Here is a 25,132-nt window from a genome sequence, read left to right as displayed (position 1 = left end):
ATGCTGGTGCTTCTGCCGCCACCTTCATTTTGCTTGAGGATGTGTTTCTCAATCAGATCCTTGATTTCCCATGAAGCCTTATGCTGGGAAACTTTCGTCAACTTTGTCTATTTCGAGCTTGTCAGTTTTCCTTCGAAATCATCTGATAAGCGATTCAATGCAGTCACCTACCGTTCGTTTAGCGGCTTTCGCGGTGGCGTTCCCAAAACCGCGCTATTGCGAGTACATTCGAGAGCAGCGTTTCTGCCTGATCGATGGCGTCGTTCAGGCAGGACAAGAACCACAACAACCACTCCGTGATGTTGAGATCGCCTTTCTGAGAACGTTCGAGAATGTCGTAGTAGGCGTTTCTCTGAACGCGGATTTGCGCAGACATGCTGTAAAAACCCAGGAGACACTTTTCGTGGGCAAGCTGCATATCTGCCATGGCGCGCGCCATACGCCCGTTGCCGTCCTCAAATGGATGAAGCGTAACAAACCATATATGAGCTGCGCCTGCTTTCGTAACTGGATCGAGCGTGTTTTCTTTTTCGAACCATGGCTGGAACGATTTCATTTCACTCGGCAAGCGCGCCGCGGCCGGCGCTTCATAGTGAACGTGTTCTTTGCCTAAGGGGCCGGAGACGACCTGCATGGGCCCTTCAGTATCGCTGCGCCATCCGTCGACGCGTATTTTGCGTATGCCGCTATGGCCGGGTGGCGATCAGCGCCGCGCGCCAGCCGAACAGCCTTTTTTGTGTCAAAGACGAATCATAGCGGCTCGTTGCATCCAGCAGCATTTCAACGACGCCATCCACATGGCGGTCCGAAGGGACAAGCCCGGCAATGTCCATGCCGAGCCGTCGAGCAATGGAGGAGCGGACCTGATCGCGATCAAGAATTTCGCCTTGGATATCGCTGGATTTGACGACATCTTCTGTCAGGTCTGCCGAGCGGCCTCATTGCGCAGCTTAAATCCAAGCCCCCCACTCTGCCGATCAAGCGGCCCTGCCTCCGGCTGACTTCGGCGAGCGTGGGCGCCGCGGTCTTTTCGTTCCAATGGAACTCTGGCCATTCATTATGCTCATGGATATACACGGACCTATTCTCAGCAATACAGACGAGTGCAAGACTGGATGTTGAGAAGGAACGATGTCGAGAATTATACGGAATCTCGATGCACTAAGCTTTGGGGCTTTGGAGTGATCCAAACTTCGAAATGTGGCGATTACGGCGAAGTAATGGGCTACAAATTGGATACAAACCGGGCTACATTTTTGTCGTCGAGATTTCGTATCTATTTGAATTAATTATTAAAAAGGTTTCCCTTAGTTCCCGCTACCCGCTCCAGTTTCCTCACCGCGTTAGCCGTTTCACTCAGGATCTGCGGTTTCGGCTGCCATGGCGAATAAACTTCCCACAGATTTCACGAAAATTCTGTCTGACATTCAGTCAGAAGTGCAGGGTGATTTCGGCAAGGGCCATGTCGCGGATTACATCAAGGCGCTGGCGCGGGTTGATCCGCGTAAATTCGGCATGGCCATCTGCACTGTCGACGGACAGGAATGGACCTGCGGCGACGCTGATGAGCGTTTTTCCATTCAGAGCATCTCAAAAGTCTTCACCTTGCTGCTTGCGTTGAAGGATGTGGGCGCGGACGCTTTGTGGGAGCGGGTCGGCAGAGAACCTTCCGGCTCGCCCTTCAATTCGCTCGTCCTGCTTGAGGCGGAAAACGGGGTGCCGCGAAATCCCTTCATCAATGCAGGGGCAATCGTTGTTACTGATTGCATCGTTGAGCGCTCCGCTCACCCGGTCCGCCGCATCCTGTCATGGGTGAGCGAGCTTTCCGGTAATGACACGCTGCGGATTGATGAAGAGGTCGCTCAGTCGGAGGCGGAGAACGGCTATCGCAATGCGGCGATTGCAAACTTCCTGAAAAGCCACGGCAATCTGCATACGGATGTCGACATCGTTCTGGAAACCTATTTCCGGCAATGCGCGATTTCGATGTCCTGCATCGATCTGGCGCGCGCCTTCCTGCCTTTGGCGAATAAGGGCGTGTCGCCGATCACCGGCGCGGAAATCATGCCGCCGCTTCGGGCGCGGCGCGTGAACTCGCTGATGCTGACTTGCGGCCTCTATGATGGCGTCGGCAATTTCGCCTTTCGCGTGGGCATTCCGGCGAAAAGCGGCGTTGGCGGCGGGATTGTCGGCGTCATACCCGGCGAACTCTGTGTTTGCGTCTGGTCGCCGGAACTGGATGAGTCCGGAAACTCGCTGGTCGGCACAAGAGCGCTGGAGCTGTTTACCGAAAAGACCGGGCTGTCCGTCTTTTAGGCTCGCTTGCGGCTAGTCAGTCACTTCGCGCATTTTCACATCGATCGACAAGGTCTCGGTGCCGCCGCCCTTGTAGATCGTGCCCGATGTGGGCGTTGCGTCGATGTAATTGCGCCCGCAGGCGACGCGGATATGGTCCTGCGCCACCATGCAGCCATTGGTCGGATCGAAACCGCGCCAGCCGAGATAGGGCAGGTAGACTTCCGCCCAGGCATGCGATGCGTCCGATTGGATTTTGTTTTCGTAATTGGCGCCGGTGTAGATATAGCCCATCCGGTAGCGCGCGGGGATGCTGAGCAGCCGCGTCAGGCAGATGAACAGATTGGCGAAGTCCTGACACACGCCTTGCCGTGTTGCATAGACTTCAAACGGCGTGGTGTTGAGCGACGTGCTGCCCGGCACATATTTATAGTCATTATAGATGCTGAGATTGATGTCGTTGATCGTCTTGAGCAGGTGATAGCCATTGCGCTCCACAAAGCCCATTGCGTATTCGGTCAGCTCGCGCAATTGCGGTTCGGGCAGTTCCTGCGGCAGCAAATAGGGCGTCATCATTTGCCGCTGCCATGGCATCCAGATCAGCGGAATCGAAGTTTGCCGGTGCGAATGGCTGTGATCGTCCGGCGGCGCGGCGTAGATTTTCACCAGGCTTTTGGCGGTTAATGACAGCCGCGAATAGGGCTCGTTAATCGTGCAGTGCAGGGACTGATTGCCGAACACATCCTCAAACTGGATTTCTTCAGCAGGCGAAGAAATCGTGATGCTCGAATGGAGAACTTCCTGAATCGGATCGACGACCGGCTGCAGGCGGAACAAATGCGTGCTGTGCTCGACCGGTTCGGAATAGGCGTAATGGGTCTCGTGGACTAACTCATAAGTTCGAAAGGTGAGATTGTCTCCATCCGCTGACTTTGTGATGGAGCGCGGGCTGGTGAGGAAGGTTTGCGACTCGATCTGCGATTGCGCCTGTTCGGCCTGCACCGCCGCCATTGGATTGGCTTTTTGCTGCGGCGTCAGCGGCTGGATCGGTTGCATATTGGGGCGGGCGCCCGCAGCGACCGGCGCTGAGTCCCAGGCGATGGCGCCGTGATTGGCGATGATCATCTGACCCGGCGCCATTGCGGTCCATCCGTCGCCCTCAAAGGGCGATGAGCTGACCACCAGCGCCGTGCGATAGGTGTCTCTCGGATCGTCGAAAAGAATGTCGGCGGCGTCGGAAGCGAGCGCGTCGGGCCGGTCCGGCGGCGTCTGACGTGAATGAAAAAGCTGTTTGGGCGAGCGCGCGCCCTGGAAGCAGACAAGGCTCTGGCCGTCGCTGATGAACATGTCGGCGCTGCCCAGTTCGTCAAAGCGTTTGAACCAGTCATGCAGCATCGCCGGGTCGAGATCGGCGATTTCGCGCGCGCCGCTATATTGCATCTGGGACAGCAGGTTGCAGAAGGCGAGTTCGGAATCGGTGCCGCCCAAAGGCTCCAGCAGGCGGATCTGCCGCCCATGGAGATTGGTCAGCGCCTGCTTGTCGAGATCGCCATTATGCATGAACAGCCAGTCGCGCCCGGCGAAGCTGCGCGAGAAAGGTTGCGTTTCCGCTTGCGCATAGCCGTCATCGGCGCCGCGGACCTTGCAGAAGAAGATGTTTGACCGGAAATTCGACCAGTCGGCGATGGCGCTTGTCAGCACTTCAGAGCCGCGCGCGGCGGGGTCTTTCACCACCATCGCGGATTGTTGATTGCCCGGATACCACCCAAAACCCCAGCCATGGGAATGGCTGCTGCGGTACTGCCGGGACATTTTCAGGTGGATCGTCGGCGAGCTGGGGGCATCGAAATTGATGGCCAGGATATCGCTGGTAAGGGGCGGAATTTTAAACACCGACATAGTCCTGATACTGGTCGCTTTGGGGGCTTGGCGTCTGTATCATACACTATATTGCGCGTTTGCATTTGAAATCTCTTAAAATCGGATGTCCGGTTTTCAAGGCTTTCGCACCGGATTCAGGACCTCAACATGAGTATTGTCGCCGCCCTTCACCATCTGACGCACTACCAATATGAGCGGCCGGTGACGCTTGGGATGCAGACGATCTCGGTTGCGGCCCGCGCCCCATGTCCGCTCGCATATCCAGTCTTACTCCCTCAAGATCGAGCCGAAGAACCATTTCATCAACTGGCAGCAAGACCCGTTCGGCAATTTCCTGGCGCGCGTGGTGTTCCCGGAAAAGGTCAGCGAGTTCAAAATCGAGGTCGATCTCCTGACCGAGATCCGGGTGTTCAACCCGTTTGATTTTTTCCTTGAGGACTATGCGGAGAATTTCCCGTTCGCCTATGCGCCCGATTTGAAAGAGGAACTGGCGCCCTATCTTGAAGTCAAGGAGAGCGGGCCGGGCCTGAAAGACTGGCTCAAGGAAATCGACCGGTCGGAAAAAGGCATCATCGATTTTCTGGTGTCGATCAATCAAAAGCTCAGCACTTCGCTTTCTTACACGGTGCGCATGGAGCCGGGCGTTCAGACTTGCGAAGAAACGCTCAAGCTCGGCAGCGGCTCCTGCCGCGACATGGCGTGGTTCCTGTGCCAGGCGTTGCGCCATCTGGGGCTCGCCTCGCGTTTTGCGTCCGGCTATCTCATTCAGTTGGCGCAGGATGTGAAATCGCTCGACGGTCCGTCCGGCACGGAAACGGATTTCACCGATCTCCATGCATGGACCGAAGTCTATCTGCCCGGCGCCGGTTGGGTCGGACTTGACCCGACATCGGGATTGTTTGCGGGCGAGGGGCACATCCCCGTTTGCTGCACGCCAAACCCCTCCAGCGCCGCGCCGGTGACCGGATCGCTGGAAAGCGATGTCGGCGTTGAATTCCGCCACGACATGACCATCACCCGGATGATCGAGGCGCCGCGCGTCACCAAGCCCTATAGCGAGGCGCAATGGCGCGACATCGACAAGCTCGGGCGCGCGGTTGATGCCAAACTCGCCAAGGGCGATGTCCGCCTCACCATGGGCGGCGAACCGACTTTCGTCTCCCTCGACGATCGCGAAGGCGATGAATGGCACTATGGCGCGCTCGGCGGCGCCAAGAAAAAGCTCGGCAAGGACTTGCTCAATCGCTTGCGCAAACATTTCGCGCCGGGCGGGCTGGTCATGTTTACGCAGGGCAAGTGGTATCCGGGCGAGATTTTGCCGCGCTGGGCGATGCCTTGTTTCTGGCGCGAGGATGGAGAGCCGGTCTGGCGCGATGACAAGCTGCTGGCGGACCCCGATGCGCCGCTGGAGCATAAGCCGGACACCGCGAAACAATTCCTTGATGCGCTCGGCGCCCGCTTTGGCCTGCCGGCGAGCTATGTGCTGCCCGCGCGTGAGGACACGCCTTACTATCTATGGAAAGAACAGCGCCTGCCGCTCGAAGATGAAATGCTGGAGGCGGATGTTTTTGAACGCAGCGAACGCGCGCGCCTGCAAAAGCTCATGGATGCGAATCTGAACGAGCCGGTCGGTTATGTGCTGCCCTTGCATTACTCCCATAAGCGCGAGCGCTGGATCAGCAATGCCTGGAAGTTTCGAGGCCCGCATATGGTCCTGCTCGCCGGGGATTCGCCGGTCGGCTTGCGGCTGCCATTGAACAGTCTGCCGACGCCGCCCGAGGCCTATGAAGAAATCACGCCGGAGCGCAGTTCGTTTGACAAGCTCGGCCCGTTGCCGAGTAGCGATGCGCTTTCAAAACAGGCCGCGAAATCAACCAAGCCCGATGATCGCGCCTTCAAGGGCGATCCGAACGGTCTGATCAAGACGGCGATCTGCGCTGAAGCGCGCGGCGGCGTGTTGCATTTGTTCCTGCCGCCTCTCGCTTACGCCGAACATGTTCTCGAACTGATCGCCGCGATTGAAGCGACCGCCGCGGCATTGAAAACGCCGGTGGTGCTTGAAGGCTATACGCCGCCATCGGATCTGCGGCTGCGCCATTTCAGCGTGACGCCAGACCCCGGCGTGATCGAGGTCAATGTCCAGCCGGCGAAAGACTGGGACGAGCTGAAAACGATCTCCAGCACGGTCTATGAAGAAGCGCGCCTCGCCAGACTGTCGACCGAGAAATTCATGATTGACGGGCGGCGGACCGGCACGGGCGGCGGCAATCATATTGTCATGGGGGCGGCGAAGCCTGATGACAGCCCGTTTCTGCGCCGTCCGGATTTGCTGCGCTCCATGGTGAGTTTCTGGCAGAACCATCCGTCGCTCTCCTATCTTTTCTCCAGCATGTATATCGGGCCCACAAGCCAGTCGCCGCGCATTGACGAAGCCCGCCATGACTCGCTTTACGAGCTTGAAATCGCGTTTCAGCAATTGCCGGAAAAGGGCGAGGTTGCGCCGTGGATCGTCGACCGGCTGTTCCGCAATTTGCTGGTCGATCTGACCGGCAACACCCATCGCGCGGAATTCTGCATCGACAAGCTCTACAGCCCTGACAGCGATCGCGGCCGCTTGGGACTGCTGGAAATGCGCGGCTTTGAAATGCCGCCGCATCCGCAGATGAATCTGGTGCAGGCGCTGCTCATCCGCAGTTGCATCGCGATGTTCTGGGGCAAACCCTATACGGGTCGGTTCATCCGCTGGGGCTCGCGGCTGCATGACCAGTTCATGTTGCCCCATTATGTGCGCGAGGATCTGGTTTCGGTGCTGCATGATTTGCGCGCGGGCGGGTTTGATTTGAAGCCCGAATGGTTTGAACCGTTTCTCGCCTTCCGGTTCCCACTTTGCGGCAGCACGCAGGTCGGCGATGTGACGCTGACCTTGCGCTCGGCGCTGGAGCCATGGCCGGTCATGGGTGAAGAACCGGCGGGCGGCGGCGTCAGCCGTTCGGTCGACGCCACGGTCGATCGCGTAGAACTGAGCGTTGCGGGGCTGGTCCCTGATCGCCATGTGATCACCTGCAACGGACGCATGGTTCCCTTGTCCCCGACCAGCGAAAACGGCAGGCATGTCGCCGGCGTGCGCTTTAAAGCCTGGTCGCAACCATCGAGCCTGCATCCAAGGATGCCGGTGCATGCGCCGCTGGTATTCGATGTCATCGACGTGGCGCAGGGCCGTTCGCTGGGCGGCTGCACCTATCATGTGGCGCATCCGGGCGGGCGCAGTTTCGAGACATTCCCGGTCAACGAAAACGAAGCGGAGGGCCGCCGCATTGCCCGCTTTGAAGCGATGGGCCACACGCCGGGCAAGGTTTCGCCGCCGGCGCCGGAGGTCAATCCGGAATTCCCGCACACGCTGGATCTGCGTTTTCGGCCCTGAACCCCGGAAAATGGCGGATTGGCGGGGGTGAGGGCGCTCTTTGCTGTTGCCAATCGCCAAGGGCGCCTGTTTAGTGCGGCCCCGATGCGGACGTGGTGGAATTGGTATACACAACAGACTTAAAATCTGTCGGGAGTAATCCCATGCGGGTTCAAGTCCCGCCGTCCGCACCATTCCCCGAGCCACCCAAAAGATGACGCGATCCGATCCGCCGCCGTGCGGTAGATCGCGAAATAAATCCCTGTACAGATTAAAGCGGCCGCCGCTAGAGTTGATATTTTCTCCACAGAGAATGCCGGGGCGCTGGCGCGAGTCTAACACCGCGTCACGGGGCATGGGCCCGGCCGGGCGCGCCCGATCCCGCCCGCGAGGCGGACCCATCAAGAAGCGTAATCACTGATTGAATGAATCTTGATGAGCGGTGGGCGGTTGACGCCTTCACGGCCCGCACCGGCCCATGCGATAAGGGGAGGGAAAATAAACATAACGGGAGGACGACAGAATGAAGAAACGTACACAGAATAAAGCGGCGAGAATTGCGCGTATGGGTGCGCTTGCGCTCGTCCTGTCGCTGTCGGGCGCCGGGCAATCGGCCATGGCGCAGGATTGGGTGACGACGCAAAGCGAGCTTCTTGATCGCATCCAGATCGAGGACATTATGGTTGGCTATTACGCCGGTCTCGATTCCGACAGCGATCATGGCTTCGGTTCTTACTACACCGAGGACGGCGTGATGGACGTCAATGGCAAAGTGGCGCGGGGGCGCGACGGCATTCAGGCGTTTTACAAAAATTACAGCACCATGTCGCCGGGCGAAGCGCTGCCGGGCAAGCTGCATGTGATGCTGAACAATATGCGTATTGTCGTGGATGGCGACAAAGCGACCGTGCATCTTATCTGGACGGAAGTGAATTCAGACACCATCAAACTGGCGCCGCGTGTGGTTGAGCAGGGCGTGGACGACACCGAACTGAAAAAGGTCAACGGCCGCTGGCTGATCACCAAGCGCGTGATCACCAGCAGCGGCGGCCTGCCGGACGCCTATGACGACAGCTTCAAACCGCGCTGAGCATTGGTCTGAACAGAAAAGGGCCGGCGCATGTCTGCGACCGGCCCTTTTTTCGTGTTTGCTAGCGCAGCCTAGTCCTGCTTGCTGAAATTCAGATCCTTGAAGTCGAACGAAAAGTCGGTCGTCGCTGAAACCGGCTTCATGGTCATGCCTGTTACCTTGCCGTCTTCAACGGAGAACATCACAAAGGCGTCCGCATTGAGATTGCGATCAGGCCAGCGGGCGACGAATTTGTGGTCGCCAAGGGAGATCAGCGGCGCATCGAGCGCTTGCGACCGGCTCATATCAATGAACAAATCGTCATCGCGGATCTCGATTGAAACCGGTCCGTACCATGGGTCTATATAGGTTCCCACATAGTCGGAGAGGGGGAGCAGGGCGGCGACAGCCACATCGGCCGTTGCTTCATCCCCATGGCCCTGATCTTTTGCGGCGGAAGCCTGGTAAGCATTGTAGAATTCAGTCGCTTTGCCAAGCCAGTCGGAGTTCGCCTCCGGGTCGGCGGCGTCGTCAAGAATTTGCAGGGCGATAAAGCTGGTGGCGATGGCGAAGTCATTGGTGGTGAGAAACACGGCGAAGTCCTGTTCGGGCAGAATGCCGAAATAGGAAACCGCGCCGAGCAAGCCGCCGCTATGATTGACCATCAGCTTGCCGTGGAAATCGCGGAGACTCCAGCCTAGCGCGTATTCCGAGAAATGCGTGCCGCCAAGCTCCGCCAAAATCGGGCTTACATTGGTAGGCGTGACGCCGGTCCAGAGTTCTTTGACCTGCGCCTCCGAGACCAGCCGCTTTCCCGATGCGGTCGTTGCATCATTGAGCCAGAACTGCGCCCATTTCGCGAGGTCCTTGATGGAACAGCTAATGCCGCCCGCCGGCGCGGTGTTGTCGCTAAGGATGTAGCGCGGGTTGATCGGCTCGCCTTCCCAGCTGCCGGGCTTGCGCAAGTGCTGGGTGATGGTGTTCTTCGCGGCCGCGCCTTCAGACGGGACGGCAGTGCAGGACTTCATCTTGATCGGTTTGAAAATTCGCTGCTCAATGGATTTGCGCCATGGCTTGCCGTCAATGCGCGACAGAACCTCGCCGGCGATCACATACATCAGATTGTCATAGGCGTATTCCGAGCGGAAACTCGTCGCAGGCGGAATGTGTTTCATCGCTGCGATAATATCGGACACTTCGGGATTGGCGTCGGGAAACACCAGAAGGTCGCCGGCGCCGAGCGGCAGGCCGGAGCGATGGGTCACCAGATCGCGGACGGAAAATTCCGCCGTGATATACGGGTCTGACATTTCGAATTCGGGAATGAAGTTGCGGACCGGATCGTCCCAGTTCAACTTGCCTTCATCGACCGCCATGGCGAGCGCCGCGGTGGTGAACGCCTTGCCGATGGAGGCGAAGGGAAACAGCGTGTCCTCATCGACTTTCACATCCGGTTCGCGCACATCGCGGACGCCGAAGGTTTTTTGATATATGACGGAGTCGCTGGAAACCACGGTGACCGCGAGGCCGGTGATCTTGAACTCGTCGACTGCCTTTTGCACATAGGCGTCGATCTGTTCCGGTGAAACTTCGGCGGCGCCGACATTTCCCGTACAAAGAAGACAGGCGGCGGCGGACATGAAAAAGCGGCGTAGGCTCATAGAAATTCTCCGATAAGACCGGTTTGCTTGATTAGGGTTTCCAGATTTCGCCAAGGGCGCGTTTGAAATTGCCGCCGAGGATCAACTCAATATCCGCATCGGCATAGCCGCGCCGGATCAGACCTTCCGTCAGCGTGAATATTTTCAGCGGATTGTCGAAGCCGTCCGTATCGATCTTGTCGCGGAATTTATAGCTGTCCTTATAGGCGCCTTTCAGCGCGCTATAGGCGGGCTCTGGAATGTCGTCATAGCCGTCCGGGTCCATATCCGACCCGACGCCCAAATGTTCAACGCCGACAAGTTTCGCCACATAGTCGAAATGATCGAGCATATGTTCGATGGTGGTCGGCTCCTTGTCGCGGACGAAATTGCGCACGCCGGTGATGCCCATCACGCCGCCGGATTTCGCCATTTTCTTGATCGCTTCATCGGATTTGCACCGTGGATGACCGCCGGCGAGCTTGCGCACATTGGAATGGGTGATCAGCACCGGCGCCTTGGAAACCTCGAAAGCGTCTAGCGTTGTCTGGTCGCCGCAATGGGAGACATCCACGGCCATGCCGACTTCGTTCATGCGCGCGATGATCGCCGCGCCGAAATCGCTGACGCCGCCATCTGCGCGGTCCGTTGCGCCGGAACCGATGCGGGTCTGCGTGTTGTAGGTGAGTTGGCTGACGCGCTGGCCGAGATGATAAAACAGATTGACGTCGTCCGGCGTATTGAAATGTTCTGAATTCTGTATGCCGACAATGTAACCGATCTTGTCGTCGGCTTTGGCGGCGTCCATCTCCGCGATGCTGGTGATCCGGCGGAAGGCGTCTGGCCGCTCCGCTGCGAAGGCGTTGAGGCGCGCGACAAATTGCAAGGCGTCGTCATACCGGACAAGGCCGGTCGCGGGATGATAAATATTGACCCCGCTGGCGCGAATCTTCTCGAGCTGCGCGTCGGTGATCTTTTCGCTGTCGATGGTTTTGGGATGCTCGCTTTGGGAGGCGATCATCGACTGGCCGAGATTGGTCAGGATCGACAACATGTCGACGACAAGGCTGCGATTGACCAGCTCGATCGCCTTGGCGCTGTAAACGCGCCCGGTTTCGGCGCCCAGGCCGTAGGAGCCCACATTGATCATGGGCGCGGCGATTGCGGCTGTGGCGGTCTTGAGGATGCGCCGGCGCGAAATGCCTGTCTTCGTCATGCGTATTTTTCCCGAAAACGCCCCATTTGACGTCAGCCTAGCGGAAGACACGCATTTTTAACAGCCAAAAAATAAAATAAGGCGTCCAAAATGCCCGCTTATGTAGACGAGCGACGCTAAATCCGGCAAATATCGTTGAAAGCTAATGGCTTAGGCGGAGAGAATGAAAAAAGCCCTGAACGGCAATGACAGCGGCGCAGTCTATGAGGAGATCATGGACGCCATCGTCACGCAGCGGCTCGCGCCGAGTCAGAAGGTGTCCGAAAACATCCTGACCGAGATGTTCGACATCAGCCGGACGACGGCGCGAAATATAATGGAGCAGCTCACCGCGCAGCAGTTCCTTGTTTCCATATCCCCGCGCGTGACGCGCGTGACGCCGCTGACCCTGCTGGATGTGAAACAGAACTTCGCCATGCGTAAAATGTTGCAGCCCAATATTTTCGCCATGGCCGCATCGCAAGTGGACTTCGCCGAGTTCGTCAAACTGAATGACGCGCTTTCCCATAAAGGGCCGATCAATGATGATCACGTCGTATTGAAGCTTTTAAAGGCGAATAAGCGCTTTAACGTCTATGTGGCGGAGCAGGTGAAATACCCGCTTTTAATGCATTGGGTCAGCCAGCTCGAAGATACGACCATGCGAGATCTATTGGCTCTATGCGAAGATGAAACGCGTCCTGCCATTCACCTGGGAGCATCAGCGTGAACTGCTTGAAGCGGTAAAAAACGATCACGCTGAAGATATCCGCGACCAGACCCACAAGATTCTCGCGATCTGCGAGGAGCGGGTGCTCGATGCGATTTTCCTGCATGACCAGCTCTACACGCAGGACCTCCGTGTGCCGATGAAACCCTGACGGCGCCTCGGGTTTTTTAAATTACAACCTTCCCTGACTGGCGCCGCCGCGGCGCGAGGTCCGTTCGCGTTTTCCCGTTTCGCGGGATTTCGGCGGCGTGAGGCGCTGTGCCCCGGCGGCAACAATTCCCTGGGGGAGGGGCGAAATCCGTTAAAGCGGGTATCCAAATAAATAAAAATGTCTTATAAGAAAATAAGGCAGCCAAAACGCGGGGCGCGAAAAGGCTGGAGGGGCAAAGGAGATAAGCATGGATCTTGGATTTAAAGCGATGCTGATGGCGGGCGCCGCCATGGTGGCGTTTGGCGCGTCGGCGAATGCGCAAACTAGCGACAGCGAAGACCGTGATGTCATCACGGTGACCGCGCAAAAGCGGACCCAGACATTGCAGGAAGTGCCGCAGTCGATCAGCGTTGTCGGCGGCGATACGCTGGAGCGTTTGAACGCTACGAACTTCCAGGACTATCTGGCGCTCATTCCCGGTTTGCAGTTGAATCAGAGCACGCCGGGCGAAGCCCGCCTGGTTTTGCGCGGCGTCAATACAGGCGGCATTGCTTCAACGGTTGCGGTCTATGTTGATGAAACGCCGTTTGGATCAAGCAGCGGTCTTGTGAACTCAGGCATTCTCGCCGGCGATTTCGATACGTTTGATGTTGAGCGCGTCGAAGTGCTGCGCGGACCGCAGGGTACTCTTTACGGCGCCAACTCGCTGGGCGGTGTTTTGAAATTTGTGACCGCAGAGCCCAGCACTGACGGTTATCTTGGCCGCGTGCGCGCAGGCGTGGAAACTGTCGATGGCGGCGATATCGGTTATTCCGGCGCGGGCGTTGTGAACATGCCCCTAAGCGACCGGGCGGCGATCCGCGGCAGCGGTTTTTATCGCAAGAGCGGCGGCTTCATCGATACGACCGGCGCTGAAGGGTCGGATGTTGCTGAGGATATCAACGGTTCGGAATCCTATGGCGGCCGGGCGTCATTGCTGGTCAATCCGACCGACAATTTCACCGTTCGGTTGAGCGGCCTCCTTCAGGACATCAAAACCGATGAGTCAAACAGCATTAATATTGATGCGGCGACGCTCGATCCGCTTGGCGGCGAGCTGACCAGATACCGCTATGCCGACTCAACTAACAAAGTTGCGTACCGTATTTTCAACGGCACGATGGAATGGGATCTCGGCTCGGTGAACCTCGTTTCATCTACGAGTTACAGTAAGACCGACCAAACCATTCACGATGACTTCATGACCTATTCCCTGGGCGGGCTTGTGGCTGGCGCGCTGATGGTCGATCCGCTGGAGCTGGTGCTGGATCAGCAGACAGATCAGAGCAAATACACCCAGGAAGTGCGGTTGTCTTCTGCTGATAATGACAGCTTTGAATGGGTTGTCGGCGGTTATTTCTCCAGCGAAAAAGGCTTCATCAATCAGGTTGTCACGGCGGTGGACCCGGGAACGGTCACGCCTTCGGCTGGCGTGCCGACTCTCGCTGATCTCAGCATTAACTCGAAATACAAAGAGTTTGCGGGCTTCGCCAATGCAACGCTGCATCTTAGCGACCGCTTCGATGTGACAGCGGGCGGCCGTTACAGCCACAACAAGCAATCGGTGTTTCAGGTGACGGACGGTCTTCCCGGTCTGTTTGTCGGGCCGCCGGAAACTTACCCTGATATCGACTCCAGTGAAGGCGTTTTCACATGGTCTGTCGCGCCGCGCTTCGAGCTGAATGACAATGCGGCGGTCTATGCGCGCGTCGCCAAGGGCTTCAGACCGGGCGGCCCGAACGTGCTGCCGCCGACAGCGCCAGAGGGAACGCCTTTCACGTATACGTCGGACACTATCCTGAGCTACGAAGCGGGTGTGAAGGCGCAGACGGAAGATAACGTGTTCGGCATCGATATTTCCGCATTCTATCTTGATTGGAATGATGTGCAGTTGGTCACGGCGGTGAATGGCTTTGGAGTCAACTCCAATGGCGGCGGCGCCAAAAGCATCGGCGGTGAAGCAACTGTAACGCTTCGTCCGACAGACGGGCTGAGCCTGCTTGCGACCGGCGCCATTACGGACTCTGAACTGACGACAGACACCGACCCTCTGCTCGTCGGCGCTCTTGATGGCGACAAGTTGCCCTTTACGCCGAAATACTCGTTCGGCTTTAGCGGCGATTATGAACGGCCACTGGGCGACAGCGTGATTGGCTATGCTGGTCTCACTTATCGCTTCCAGTCGAGTCAGTTCACAAACTTCTCTGCGGACGGGCGAAACGAGTTTCCGTCCTATGGCCTGCTGAGTTTGCGGACCGGGCTTCAATTCGAAGGTTACGCCATCGAGCTTTATGCGCGTAACGTCACCAATGAAACCGGGTATACCTCTGGCGGCAATCCAAGCACGAACCTGCCTGTTGGCGTGCTTAGCGCGGGCATCATCCGACCACGGACGGTTGGCGCGACGCTAACCGCCGAATTCTAGGACCCCGAAGAGGGCGGCTCGGTGTTTGGTTTTGCGCCGGGTCGCCATTTTTTGCGGATTTACCGGACAGACCGGCGATACATGTCACATGAAGAAATTTTTCCAGACATATATGCTGCCGGGCCTGATCTTTCAGTCGGTGATCGTCGGCGGCGGCTATGGCACCGGACGTGAGATCGCTGAATTTTTTCTCACTCACGGACCGCTTGGCGGGCTCTTGGGCCTTGCGGTCACCGCGCTGGTCTGGGGCGTTTTGCTGGCTGTCGCTTTCGAATTTGCAAGGATCAGCAAAGGCTATGATTATCGCACGTTCTTTCGGGCGTTGATCGGGCCGTTCTGGCGCGTGTTTGAGGTGCTCTACTTGCTAATCGGATTGCTCGTCCTTTCTGTGCTTGGCTCTGCGGCCGGTGAAATGATGGCGCAGGCGCTGGGGCTGCCCCCGATCGCCGGCGCGATGATTTTGCTCGGCGCCGTCGGCGCGCTGGCGTTTTTCGGCGGCAAGATGATTGAGCGCGTGCTCGCTGGCTGGTCATTCGTGCTTTACGCCGTTTACGGAGTGTTTTTGGTGTGGGTCTTTGCAAATTTCGGCGCCGATATTTCCGGCGCCCTTGCTCAGGCTGAAATAAGCGGCTCATGGGTTGTCGACGGCATACGCTACGCCGCCTATAATCTCATCGCGCTTGGCGCCGTTCTGTTTGTGCTGCCTTATCTGAAAACCCGCAAAGAGGCGCTGGTGTCCGGGCTGGTGGCGGGATTGGCCGGGGTGATCCCGGCGGTGATGGTGTTCCTGGCCATGCTCTCGCAATATCCGGCGATTCAACAAGAAGCCGTGCCGGTGTTGTCAGTCCTGCAAGGGCTGAACTCGGTGTGGTTTTTGTGGTGTTCCAGATCGTGTTGTTCGGCACCTTTGTTGAGACCGGCGCGGGCATCGTTCATGCGGTGAACGAACGCGCAGCATCCGCCTTTTCAGAAAAGAACATCGTCTTTCCTCATTGGGCGCGCTTTGCGCTGGCGGCGATCCTGCTGGGCGTTGCAATTTTTCTGGCCCGCGCGGTCGGGCTCATCGATTTGATCGCAAAAGGCTATGGCGCGCTGTCTTACGCGTTTATCGCAGTCGTCATCGCGCCCTTGCTGACCATCGGACTTTATAAAATCATCATGACGAACACCAACCATGTGGAGGCGATGAGTGACGCTCGCTAGTCAGAATTGGGCGCATCAGCGCGCCGCTGAAACGTTTGAAGAGCCGGTGTCGCCGCATAATCTGCGTGCGCCCTATCTGATCTATTTCGGCGATGTGCAGGATTTCGGTCATGCCAAGACCGGGCTTGGGCTCATTCAATGGCGGCGTGAGTTATGCGCCGGGCAAATGCGCGCCGCCGGCTGCCGGGTCGATGGCGGCATTCGCGAAATGTGCATTGATGACGCGGTCGAGTCTGGCGTGAAGTCGCTGGTGATCGGCGTGGCGCCGGCCGGCGGTTCCATTTCCGCGCCATGGATCGCCGATCTCGCCGCGGCGGCGCGGGCCGGGCTTGATATTGTCTCCGGCATGCATGCGCGCCTCGCGGATTTTCCGGAGATCGCGGCGGCGGCGCGCCAGTCGGGCGCGCAATTGGTCGATGTGCGGACGCCGCCGAAGAACATTCCCATTGCAACCGGCGCGAAACGCACTGGCAAGCGTTTGCTGACCGTCGGCGCCGATTGCGCTGTCGGCAAGAAATACACCGCCCTCGCCATTGAACGGGAAATGCGGGCGCGCGGATGGAGCGCGGATTTTCGGGCGACGGGACAGACCGGCATCATGATCGCCGGTTCGGGGATCGCCATCGACTCTGTGGTGGCTGATTTCCTGTCCGGTGCGGCTGAAATTCTGTCGCCCTCGGCGCCGGCGGAACATTGGGACGTCATTGAAGGGCAAGGGTCGCTGACGCATCCGAGTTTCGCCGGCGTCAGTCTTGGCCTGCTGCACGGTTCGCAGCCTGATGCGCTGGTGCTCTGTCATGACCCGTCGCGCGATTTCCATCTGGGGATGGAAGGAGCCCATGGTTTTCCCATCGCGCCGCTGACGGAAATCATCGACATGAATCTTGCGCTGGCGCGGCGGGTGAATCCGAAGGCGCGCTTTGTCGGCCTGTCGCTCAATACGAGCCGGCTTTCCGAGGAAGAACGCGCAAGGCTTTATGAAAAATACGCCGCAGAAACGGGGCTTCCTGTAGTCGACCCGATCCTCGATGGCGTCAGTGCAATCATCGACCAGTTGATGGCGGAGTAAAACGAATGGGCCTTCAGTTAAACGTTCACAAGACAGCCTGGCCGATGAAGGCGCCGTTCCGGATTACCGGACATGTCTTCACCAGCGCAGACGCAATTGTGGTCGAACTTGTCGATGATGGCTGCGCCGGACGCGGGGAGGGGCTTGGCGCCTATTACCTCAATGAGAACGCGGATCTTTTGCTGGATCAGGTTGAAGCGGTGCGCGGCGAGATTGAGCGCGGGATCAGCCTTGATGATTTGCAGGACTTGTTGCCCGCGGGCGGCGCGCGCAATGCGGTCGATTGCGCCTTGTGGGACCTGACGGCGAAACGGAGCGGCAAGTCGATCTGGGAGCTGACCGGCATCGACCCGAAGCCGCAACGAACCGTTTTCACAATCGGCATTCAGGCGACGCCAGCAGAGATGGCGGAAAACGCCGCGCGCGCCAGCGCCTATCCGGTGTTGAAAATCAAACTGGACGGCGTTGAGCCGGTTGAACGCATCGCCGCCATTCGCGAAGCGCGTCCCGACGCCACCATCGTCATCGACGCTAACCAAGGCTTCTCCTTTTCCTTGTTGAAGGATGTGGTCAAACCATTTGCGGAACTGGGCGTCGCCATGCTGGAACAGCCAATGGCGCGCGGCGGCGATGAAGAGCTTGAAGGATTTGACTCGCCGATACCCCTTTGCGCCGATGAAAGCTGCTTGCATCGCGGCGAACTGGCGCCGGCGCTCAAGCGCTATGACATGATCAATATCAAGCTCGACAAGACGGGCGGTCTGAGTGAAGGCCTGGCGCTTGCGAAAGAAGCAAAGCAGGCGGGCAAGCGGCTGATGATCGGCAATATGGTGGGCACGTCGCTTTCCATGGCGCCCGCTTTCGTGATCGCGCAGCTTTGCGACTTCGTCGATCTCGACGGGCCGCTGGCGTTGAAATCGGACTATGCGACACGCATGAATTACGACGGAGCAGTGGTGACCGCGCCGCAGACCGGGTTCTGGGGTTGCGCCGCATGACCGGCTCAGCAACCCTTTCGCAGGCGCACCGGCTTTCACCGCCCGCAAATGGCGCGGTGCTGTGATCGCAGCGGATAACATATTCGGTCTGCTCGCCATCTTGCTGGCCTTGTCGGCGACCGCTGCTGCGCTTGAAGGCACGGCGGTTGGCAAGCGCATTTCCGGCGTCGGCATTATTCTGCTGACTGCGATCGCAGCCGCGCATTTTGGAATCATTCCGCGCAGCGCGCCGCTTTACGGGGGCATCTGGTCGTATCTGGTGCCGCTCTCCATTGCGATGTTCCTGATCAAGGCCGACTTGATCAAGGTCTTTCGCGAGGGCGGGCGTGTGCTGATCGGCTTTGTTGCAGGGATGGCGGGAACAGCGGTTGGCGCGGTCATCGCGGCGAGTTTTCTCAATCTCGGTCCTGACGAAGCCAAGCTCGCAGCGGTGTTCAGCGCGACCTATACGGGCGGCTCGCTGAATTTCGTCGCTGTCGCAGAAGCTGTGAAGCTTGATGACGCCTCGCAACTCGCGGCGGCGCTCGCCATCGACAATATTATCGGCGTCGGCTTCATCATCATGATGAACCTCGCTGCCGCCTGGACCATATTCCATCGCTTGTTTCCATGGCGTGCGGAAATGATTTTCGACGGACCGAGCGCATCGGTTGAAACACAAGCCGCGCCGCTGCAACTGGCGAACCTGCTGACGGCGCTCGCCGCTGCGGCGATTGTGGTCGCGCTAAGCCAATGGATGGCGGCGGCGCTGGGGCTGGAAAGTTACAGCCTGCTCTTCATCACCGTGCTGATGACGGCGCTGGCGACGCTTGGGCGGCGATATTTCGCGAAGCTGCAAGGCGAAGACGTGATCGCGATGATTTTCATGTATTTGTTCTTTGCGATCATTGGCGCGGGCGCCGACATCAATGCGATGCTGAGCGCGGCGCCCGGCCTGTTCATCATGGTCGGCGTTATCTTCGCGACGCATCTCATCTTCCTGTTCGCGGCAGGCGCGATCTTCAAGCTCAACTATGCCGAGCTTGTCGTCGCGTCGCTGGCCTGTATCGCGGGGCCGCCCATCGCAGCGGCGATCGCGATCCTGCTCAAATGGCGCAATCTCGTCGCGCCGGGCGTGCTCACCGGCATTCTCGGCTATGTGCTCGGCAATTTTGTCGGGCTTGCAATTTTCACACTGCTCGGGGGCGCGAGCTGATGACCAACTGCGTAGATTTAAAATGTCTGGAGGCAACATGTCGTTAACAGCACTCGCACGAAACGCAGCGGCCGCGTTATTGGCCGCGACTTTACTGCTCCCCGCTTCGGCGGCGGCGCAAGACCTTAACCCCCTCACGCCCGAAACTGCGGTTTCGGACGAGGCGGCGGTCACGGAAACCGTGCTCGAACCCGTCGCTCAATCAGCCGAGGGCGTACCCGAGCTGACAAAAACCGATGTAGACGCATGGCTCGACGGTTTCATGCCTTACGCCCTTAAAGACAGCGAGATTGTCGGCGCGGTCGTGACGGTCGTTAAAGATGGCGAAATCCTGACCAGCCGCGGCTTCGGCTATTCAGACCTTGAAACCCGCAAGCCTGTTGACGGCTATGAGACGATGTTCCGTCCGGGTTCGGTCTCCAAGCTTTTCACCTGGACTGCGGTCATGCAACTGGTGGAGCAGGGCAAGGTCGACCTCGACGAAGACGTCAACACCTATCTCGATTTCAAAATTCCCGACGCTTTCGACAAGCCGATCACGGTCCGCCATTTGATGACACACACGGCGGGCTTTGAAGAAGCCGTGCGAAATCTGATCCTTGAAAAGCCGGAACAGCTGATGTCGCTGGAAGATTATCTTAAATCTTCCATTCCGGGGCGTATCTTTCCGCCGGGCGAGGTTCCTGCTTATTCGAATTATGCGACGGGCCTTGCCGGGTACATCGTCGAGCGCATCTCAGGCGAGTCGTTCGAAGACTATATCGACAATCACATTTTCCAGCCACTCGGCATGGCGCATTCGACCTTTCACATGCCGCTGCCTGAAAAATTCAAAGACAACATGTCTAGCGGCTATAGGAATTCGGGGGATTCAGAACCGGGTTATTATGAGCTTATCCCGGCTGGACCGGCGGGCTCGCTCGCTTCGACCGGCGCCGATATGGGCCGGTTCATGATCGCTCATCTCAATCAGGGCGGCCCGCTGTTGAAACCGGAAACGGCGCGCATGATGTATGAGACAATCGATCAGCATACGCCGCCCCTGAACGCTATGGCGTTGGGCTTCTATCAGCAAAACCGCGGCGAGCTGCGCAGCATCGGTCATGGCGGCGATACGGTCTTCTTCCATTCCGATCTGTCGATCTTTCTCGACAAGGGTGTTGGCCTTTTCGTGTCGTTCAACAGTTCCGGCACAGGCGGCGGCACGCTGATGTTGCGCGGGCGCCTGGCTGAAAATTTCGGGTTACGATATTTCCCCGAAACGCAAGTCCCCTTTGAACCGCGTCTCGATACGGCCAAGGAACACGGCGCGCTTGTCGCCGGTGTTTACGAAAGTTCGCGCTCATCGGCGACCAACTTTGTCGCGCTGACCCGCTATCTGGGACAGATGAAGATTACGATGAACAAGGACGGTGATCTCATCGTTCCGCTCGGCGCGACTGAATTGCGCTGGCGCGAGGTGCAACCCTTTGTGTGGCGCAGTACTGAAGGGTCGGCATTGCTGGCGGCCAAACTTACTGAAGACGGCAAGATCGACCATTTCAGTTTTGAACCAGTCTCGCCATTCATGAAACTGATCCCGCCGCCATGGTACCGCTCGTCTAGCTTGTTGACGCCGCTTCTGATGGCGGCGCTTGGAGTGCTGGGGCTGACGCTTGTTATGTGGCCGGTGCGTGCGGTCGTGCGCTGGCGCTATAAAAATAGCTTCGCGCTGACCGGTCAGCAAGCGATGGCGCATCGTCTCGTGCGCGTCGGGATCGTTCTTGTGTTTGTTCAGCTCATTTTGTGGATGCTGGTTATACAAACCTTGAGTTCGTCTCTGACGTCGCTGAATGCGTCGTTCGATGCACAGATACGCATTGCGCAATTCTCGCAAGTCTTGCTCTATGCGGGGTTCGCCATTGCGCTGTGGAATATGACGGTGGTCTGGCGCAGCGCGCGGAGCTGGTTCGGCAAAGTGTGGAGCCTCGTGCTCCCCCTCGCCATCATGATCGTCATCTGGTTCTGTGCGATCAGCGGCCTGCTCAGCCTCAATACGACCTACTAACAACAAGATTAGCTAAGCTCCATAATGCGCCCGGCGTGTTATGGAGCTTGGCTCATCAACAATTGGGCGCCGGCGCTGGCTCCGTTAGCGCCGGCGATCCTTTTGGTGTAGGGGAAAGTCTTATCTTGCAGAGAAGGTGTTCGATGAAACCACCGTCAAAACTTGTCATGCATGTGCCGGCGCCCAAGACCCGGCCGGGCGATCAGCCGGATTTCAGCGGCCTTGTCATTCCGGGCGCGGGTGCTGTCCGCCGTCCAAATCCTGACACGGCGGAAGCGGCGGTTCGCGATTTGCCTTATTCGCTCGTCCGCGTGCTGGATGACGACGCTCAAGCGCAAGGGGAGTGGCGCCCGGATATTTCTGCAGCGCGATTGCAGGACGGGTTGCGCGCCATGCTGCTGACGCGGATCTTCGATGAACGGCTTTTCCTGATGCAGCGTCAGGGCAAGACCAGCTTTTATATGAAGTCCACCGGAGAAGAGGCAATTGCGGTCGCCACTTCCATGGCGCTTGGCGCGCGCGACATGTGCTTTCCCACTTACCGGTTTCTCGGCTGGTTGATGGCGCGCAATCATCCGCTGACGCCGCTGATCAATCAGATTTTTTCAAATGAAAAAGACCCGTTGAAAGGCCGGCAATTGCCGATCCTGTTTTCTGCGCGCGATTACGGATTTTATTCCTTGTCCGGCAATGTGGGCAGCCGCTTTGGTCATGCGGTCGGCTGGGCCATGGCGTCCGCCTATAAGGGCGAAGACGGCATCGCCATGGGGGTGATGGGCGAGGGCACAACGGCGGAGGGCGACTTTCATGAAGCGCTGACTTTCGCCAGCGTCTATCGCGCGCCGGTCGTCTTATGCGTGACCAATAATCAATGGGCGATCTCCACTTTTTCCGGCATCGCCGGCGCTGAAGCGACAACTTTTGCGGCGAAAGCGCTTGCCTATGGCGTGCCCGGCTTGCGCGTTGACGGCAATGATTTCCTGGCGGTCTGGGCGGCGACGCAATGGGCGGCGGAACGCGCCAAGCTTAATCTCGGCGCGACGCTGATTGAATTTTTCACTTATCGCGCGGAAGGCCATTCGACCAGCGACGATCCGACAAAATACCGTCCCGCAGGCGACGCCGGCGCATGGCCGTTGGGCGATCCGATTGAACGATTGAAACGGCATCTGATTTCCATTGATGAATGGAGTGAGGAACAGCATGAGGCGTTGAAGGCGGCGCTTACCGAAGAGGTGAGGGCGGCGGTCAAGGAATGCGAGCGTTCCGGTGTGCTTGGCGCGTCAAAGCCGGACTTGAAAGAAATGTTCGAAGGCGTGTTTGAAGAACCGGACTGGCGGGTTGTTGAGCAGCGCCGCGAATTGGGAGTCTGACATGCCGGAAATGTCGATGATCAAGGCGCTGAACGATGCGCTTGACGTCATGCTAGGGCGCGACCCGAATGTACTGATTTTCGGTGAGGATGTCGGCTATTTCGGCGGCGTTTTTCGCGTCACCGACAAACTGCAGGCCAAGCATGGATTGACGCGGTGTTTCGATACGCCGATTTCCGAAGGCGGGATTGTTTCGACCGCGATCGGGATGAGCGCCAACGGGCTGCGGCCGGTCGTGGAAATTCAGTTTGCGGACTATATCCTGCCTGCCTATGACCAGATTGTCTCGGAAGCATCGCGCTTGCGTTATCGCTCTAATGGTGAATTTAGCGCGCCGCTGACCGTGCGCTCGCCCTATGGCGGCGGCATTTATGGCGGCCAGACTCACAGTCAAAGCCCGGAAGCGATTTTCGCTCATGTGACCGGCGTCAAAACCGTGATCCCCTCAACCCCTTATGACGCAAAGGGATTGTTGATCGCCTCCATCGAATGCAACGATCCGGTGATCTTTCTGGAGCCCAAGCGCATCTATAACGGCCCGTTTGACGGCCATCATGAACGCCCGGTGACCACCTGGGCCGGGCATCCGGCGGCGGATGTGCCCGAGGGGCATTACACGGTGCCGCTAGGCAAGGCTGCGGTCGTGCGTGAAGGCGCCGCGGTCACCGTTCTCGCTTATGGCACCATGGTGCATGTGAGCGCGGCGGCGATTGAAGAGAGCGGCGTCGACGCAGAGCTGATCGATCTCAGATCAATCGTGCCGCTCGATATCGATACGATAGTCGCGTCGGTGCGCAAGACCGGTCGCTGTGTCGTCGTGCATGAGGCGTCGCGTTTCGCCGGCTTTGGCGCAGAGCTTTGTGCGTTGGTCCAGGAACGTTGCTTTTATCATCTCGAAACGCCGGTTGAGCGCGTCGCGGGATGGGACACGCCATACCCCCATGCGTTTGAGTGGGATTACTTTCCCGGTCCTGCGCGGGTCAGTGCGGCGTTGAAGCGAAGCCTCGCCGCTTAACGCACACCGACGCCCTGCGACGCGTCAGACAAAAATCGCCAGAACATTGATGACGGCAAAGCCGGCGATGCTGGCAATGGTGGCGGTTGCGGACCAGGTGCGCAGGGTTTCGTTCGGCGTCAGGCCGAAAATACGGCCGACCAGCCAGAAACCGGAATCATTCACATGGGACAGGGCGGCGGAACCCGCCGCGCAGGAAAGCGCCACCAGCGCCAGTTGCGGTCCGGAAAGTTCAGCGGCGATGGCGAAAGGCGCCACCAGTCCGGCGCCGGTGATCATCGCGACCGTGGCGCTGCCCTGTGCGATGCGGATCAACAGCGTCAGCACATAGGCGGCGATGATCGGCGTCATGCCGAAACTGAGCGCCGCTTCGGCGAGTTGGGCGCCCGCGCCGGTTTCCACCAGCACTTGCTTGAACGCGCCGCCCGCGCCGGTGACGAGGATAACCGCGCCTGTGGGTTCGAGCGCTTTGGACAGCGCGACAGAAAGTTTTTCTCTCGCCGCTGACGGCGCGCCGCGGAAAAACATATAGGCGCCGCCGCAAGCGAGGATGAGCGCGACAAAAGGATGGCCGATGAGCACGAGCAAATAGCGAAGGGCGCCAAGCGCGCCTTCCGCGTTTTCCGCGATCATGGTGCGCGCCAGCGTGCCGGCGAGGATGAGCACCAGCGGCATGATGATGATCGACGCGGTCGCCCCGGCGCCGATGACCGGCGCATCGTCATTCGGCGCTGCTTCGGACATATGATCTCGCCCCGTCGGCATGGCTTTCATCCGGTCGAGGATTGAAGCGAAGATCGGTCCCGCGACGGCGGCGGCCGCTGCGCCGGAAATCAATCCGAACACAATCATCCAGGCGAGGTCGGCGCCGAATATTTTTGCGACCGCGATCGGTCCCGGCGTTGGCGGGATGAATGAATGTGCGACAACCAGACCGGCGAGCAAGGGAAGGCCGAAGGACATGGCGGGCATGGTGGCGCGGCGTGCGGCGGCGAAGACCAGCGGCGCCAGAATGATCAGGGCGACATCGAAAAAAACCGGGATGGAAGCGAGCAAGCCGATCAGCGCCATCGCCCATCGTCCGGTTCCGACGCCGCGATTATGGAGCAGGCCATTGGCCAGCGCGGTCACGCCGCCGGATGCTTCCAGCATCGCGCCAAACAGCGCGCCGAGCCCGATGACGACGGCGATGAAGCCGAGTGTGCCGCCCATGCCGGCGACCACCGTATCCAGCGCCGCTTCCGGCGCCATGCCGCCGGCGATGGCGCTCAAAATCGCGACCAGAATAAGCGCGATAAAGGCGTTCATTCTCGCCCAAAGAATGAGCACCAGCAGCGCGACGACGCCCGCGCCGGTTGCGATCAATGGCTGAAATTCTGTCATGGTTTTCCGTCCCCTTATGCGCAC

The 25,132-nt window shown here is 58.6% G+C and carries 17 protein-coding genes, 1 tRNA gene and 2 pseudogenes; 15 read left to right on the top strand and 5 right to left on the bottom strand.

Annotated elements, in window-relative coordinates; genetic code table 11:
- Positions 1-2 precede the first annotated feature (2 nt).
- Positions 3-1,077: pseudogene (locus tag AC0L8G_RS15170) on the bottom strand (Fic family protein); the annotation flags it as partial.
- A 303-nt stretch (positions 1,078-1,380) separates the two neighbouring features.
- Between AC0L8G_RS15170 and AC0L8G_RS15165 the strand changes: the two are divergent.
- A complete protein-coding gene (locus AC0L8G_RS15165) occupies positions 1,381-2,316 on the top strand; it encodes a glutaminase (protein ID WP_473385014.1) in 936 nt (311 codons plus the stop codon).
- A 12-nt stretch (positions 2,317-2,328) separates the two neighbouring features.
- Here AC0L8G_RS15165 and AC0L8G_RS15160 read toward each other — a convergent pair whose 3' ends face one another.
- Positions 2,329-4,194, bottom strand: a complete 1,866-nt coding sequence (locus AC0L8G_RS15160; RefSeq protein WP_473385013.1) for a class II glutamine amidotransferase — start codon at positions 4,192-4,194, stop codon at positions 2,329-2,331.
- Positions 4,195-4,323: 129 nt separating this feature from the next.
- On the opposite strand from AC0L8G_RS15160, the pseudogene AC0L8G_RS15155 reads away from it, so the two are divergent.
- The 3 genes and pseudogenes from AC0L8G_RS15155 (at position 4,324) to AC0L8G_RS15145 (ending at position 8,666) form a co-directional block, all read left to right on the top strand.
- Positions 4,324-7,597: pseudogene (locus AC0L8G_RS15155) on the top strand (transglutaminase family protein).
- Positions 7,598-7,683: 86 nt separating this feature from the next.
- A tRNA-Leu gene (locus AC0L8G_RS15150) sits at positions 7,684-7,770 on the top strand.
- A gap of 329 nt (positions 7,771-8,099) precedes the next feature.
- Positions 8,100-8,666 (top strand): nuclear transport factor 2 family protein, encoded by a 567-nt coding sequence (locus AC0L8G_RS15145; protein WP_473385012.1) that lies wholly within the window; start codon positions 8,100-8,102, stop codon positions 8,664-8,666.
- A gap of 71 nt (positions 8,667-8,737) precedes the next feature.
- Here the strand turns inward: AC0L8G_RS15145 and AC0L8G_RS15140 are convergent, their stop codons facing one another.
- Together AC0L8G_RS15140 and AC0L8G_RS15135 are read right to left on the bottom strand one after the other, a co-directional pair.
- Positions 8,738-10,306, bottom strand: a complete 1,569-nt coding sequence (locus tag AC0L8G_RS15140) for a serine hydrolase (RefSeq protein WP_473385011.1) — start codon at positions 10,304-10,306, stop codon at positions 8,738-8,740.
- 31 nt (positions 10,307-10,337) lie between these two features.
- Positions 10,338-11,501: a dipeptidase gene (locus AC0L8G_RS15135; protein ID WP_473385010.1), complete on the bottom strand. Its 1,164-nt coding sequence runs from the start codon at positions 11,499-11,501 to the stop codon at positions 10,338-10,340.
- Between the two features lie 163 nt (positions 11,502-11,664).
- Here AC0L8G_RS15135 and AC0L8G_RS15130 point away from each other — a divergent pair, with 163 nt between their 5' ends.
- The 11 genes from AC0L8G_RS15130 to AC0L8G_RS15080 all read left to right on the top strand — a co-directional run bounded on the left by AC0L8G_RS15130 (position 11,665) and on the right by AC0L8G_RS15080 (position 23,725).
- The gene (locus tag AC0L8G_RS15130; RefSeq protein WP_473385009.1) at positions 11,665-12,210 is read left to right on the top strand and encodes a GntR family transcriptional regulator; all 546 of its coding nucleotides are present in this window, start codon (positions 11,665-11,667) and stop codon (positions 12,208-12,210) included.
- Positions 12,170-12,361 (top strand): hypothetical protein, encoded by a 192-nt coding sequence (locus AC0L8G_RS15125; protein ID WP_473385008.1) that lies wholly within the window; start codon positions 12,170-12,172, stop codon positions 12,359-12,361. The genes AC0L8G_RS15130 and AC0L8G_RS15125 overlap by 41 nt, the downstream gene beginning before the upstream one ends.
- Positions 12,362-12,608: 247 nt before the next feature.
- Entirely contained in the window at positions 12,609-14,825 is a 2,217-nt protein-coding gene (locus tag AC0L8G_RS15120; RefSeq protein ID WP_473385007.1) for a TonB-dependent receptor, read from the top strand.
- 88 nt (positions 14,826-14,913) lie between these two features.
- Positions 14,914-15,768, top strand: a complete 855-nt coding sequence (locus tag AC0L8G_RS15115) for a hypothetical protein (RefSeq protein WP_473385006.1) — start codon at positions 14,914-14,916, stop codon at positions 15,766-15,768.
- A complete protein-coding gene (locus AC0L8G_RS15110) occupies positions 15,702-16,028 on the top strand; it encodes a hypothetical protein (protein ID WP_473385005.1) in 327 nt (108 codons plus the stop codon). The genes AC0L8G_RS15115 and AC0L8G_RS15110 overlap by 67 nt, the downstream gene beginning before the upstream one ends.
- Before the next feature lie 46 nt (positions 16,029-16,074).
- The gene (locus AC0L8G_RS15105) at positions 16,075-17,097 is read left to right on the top strand and encodes an N-acetyltransferase DgcN family protein (protein WP_473388884.1); all 1,023 of its coding nucleotides are present in this window, start codon (positions 16,075-16,077) and stop codon (positions 17,095-17,097) included.
- 5 nt (positions 17,098-17,102) lie between these two features.
- Complete coding sequence (dgcA, locus tag AC0L8G_RS15100) at positions 17,103-18,095, top strand: N-acetyl-D-Glu racemase DgcA (RefSeq protein ID WP_473385004.1); 993 nt, start codon at positions 17,103-17,105, stop codon at positions 18,093-18,095.
- 61 nt (positions 18,096-18,156) lie between these two features.
- Positions 18,157-19,290 (top strand): DUF819 family protein, encoded by a 1,134-nt coding sequence (locus AC0L8G_RS15095; RefSeq protein WP_473385003.1) that lies wholly within the window; start codon positions 18,157-18,159, stop codon positions 19,288-19,290.
- A gap of 37 nt (positions 19,291-19,327) precedes the next feature.
- On the top strand, positions 19,328-21,337 hold the full coding sequence (locus AC0L8G_RS15090) for a serine hydrolase domain-containing protein (RefSeq protein ID WP_473385002.1): 2,010 nt from the start codon (positions 19,328-19,330) through the stop codon (positions 21,335-21,337).
- Positions 21,338-21,480: 143 nt separating this feature from the next.
- Entirely contained in the window at positions 21,481-22,710 is a 1,230-nt protein-coding gene (locus tag AC0L8G_RS15085) for a thiamine pyrophosphate-dependent enzyme (RefSeq protein ID WP_473385001.1), read from the top strand.
- Position 22,711: 1 nt separating this feature from the next.
- Positions 22,712-23,725, top strand: coding sequence for an alpha-ketoacid dehydrogenase subunit beta (locus AC0L8G_RS15080; protein ID WP_473385000.1), 1,014 nt, complete (start codon positions 22,712-22,714; stop codon positions 23,723-23,725).
- A 24-nt stretch (positions 23,726-23,749) separates the two neighbouring features.
- Here AC0L8G_RS15080 and AC0L8G_RS15075 read toward each other — a convergent pair whose 3' ends face one another.
- Positions 23,750-25,108, bottom strand: a complete 1,359-nt coding sequence (locus AC0L8G_RS15075; protein ID WP_473384999.1) for a GntP family permease — start codon at positions 25,106-25,108, stop codon at positions 23,750-23,752.
- Positions 25,109-25,132 lie beyond the last annotated feature (24 nt).

Source organism: Hyphococcus sp. D3-15 (assembly GCF_055809375.1).
The sequence above is the reverse complement of the archived record's forward strand: the minus strand, read 5'-3'. Positions and strand labels throughout refer to the sequence as shown.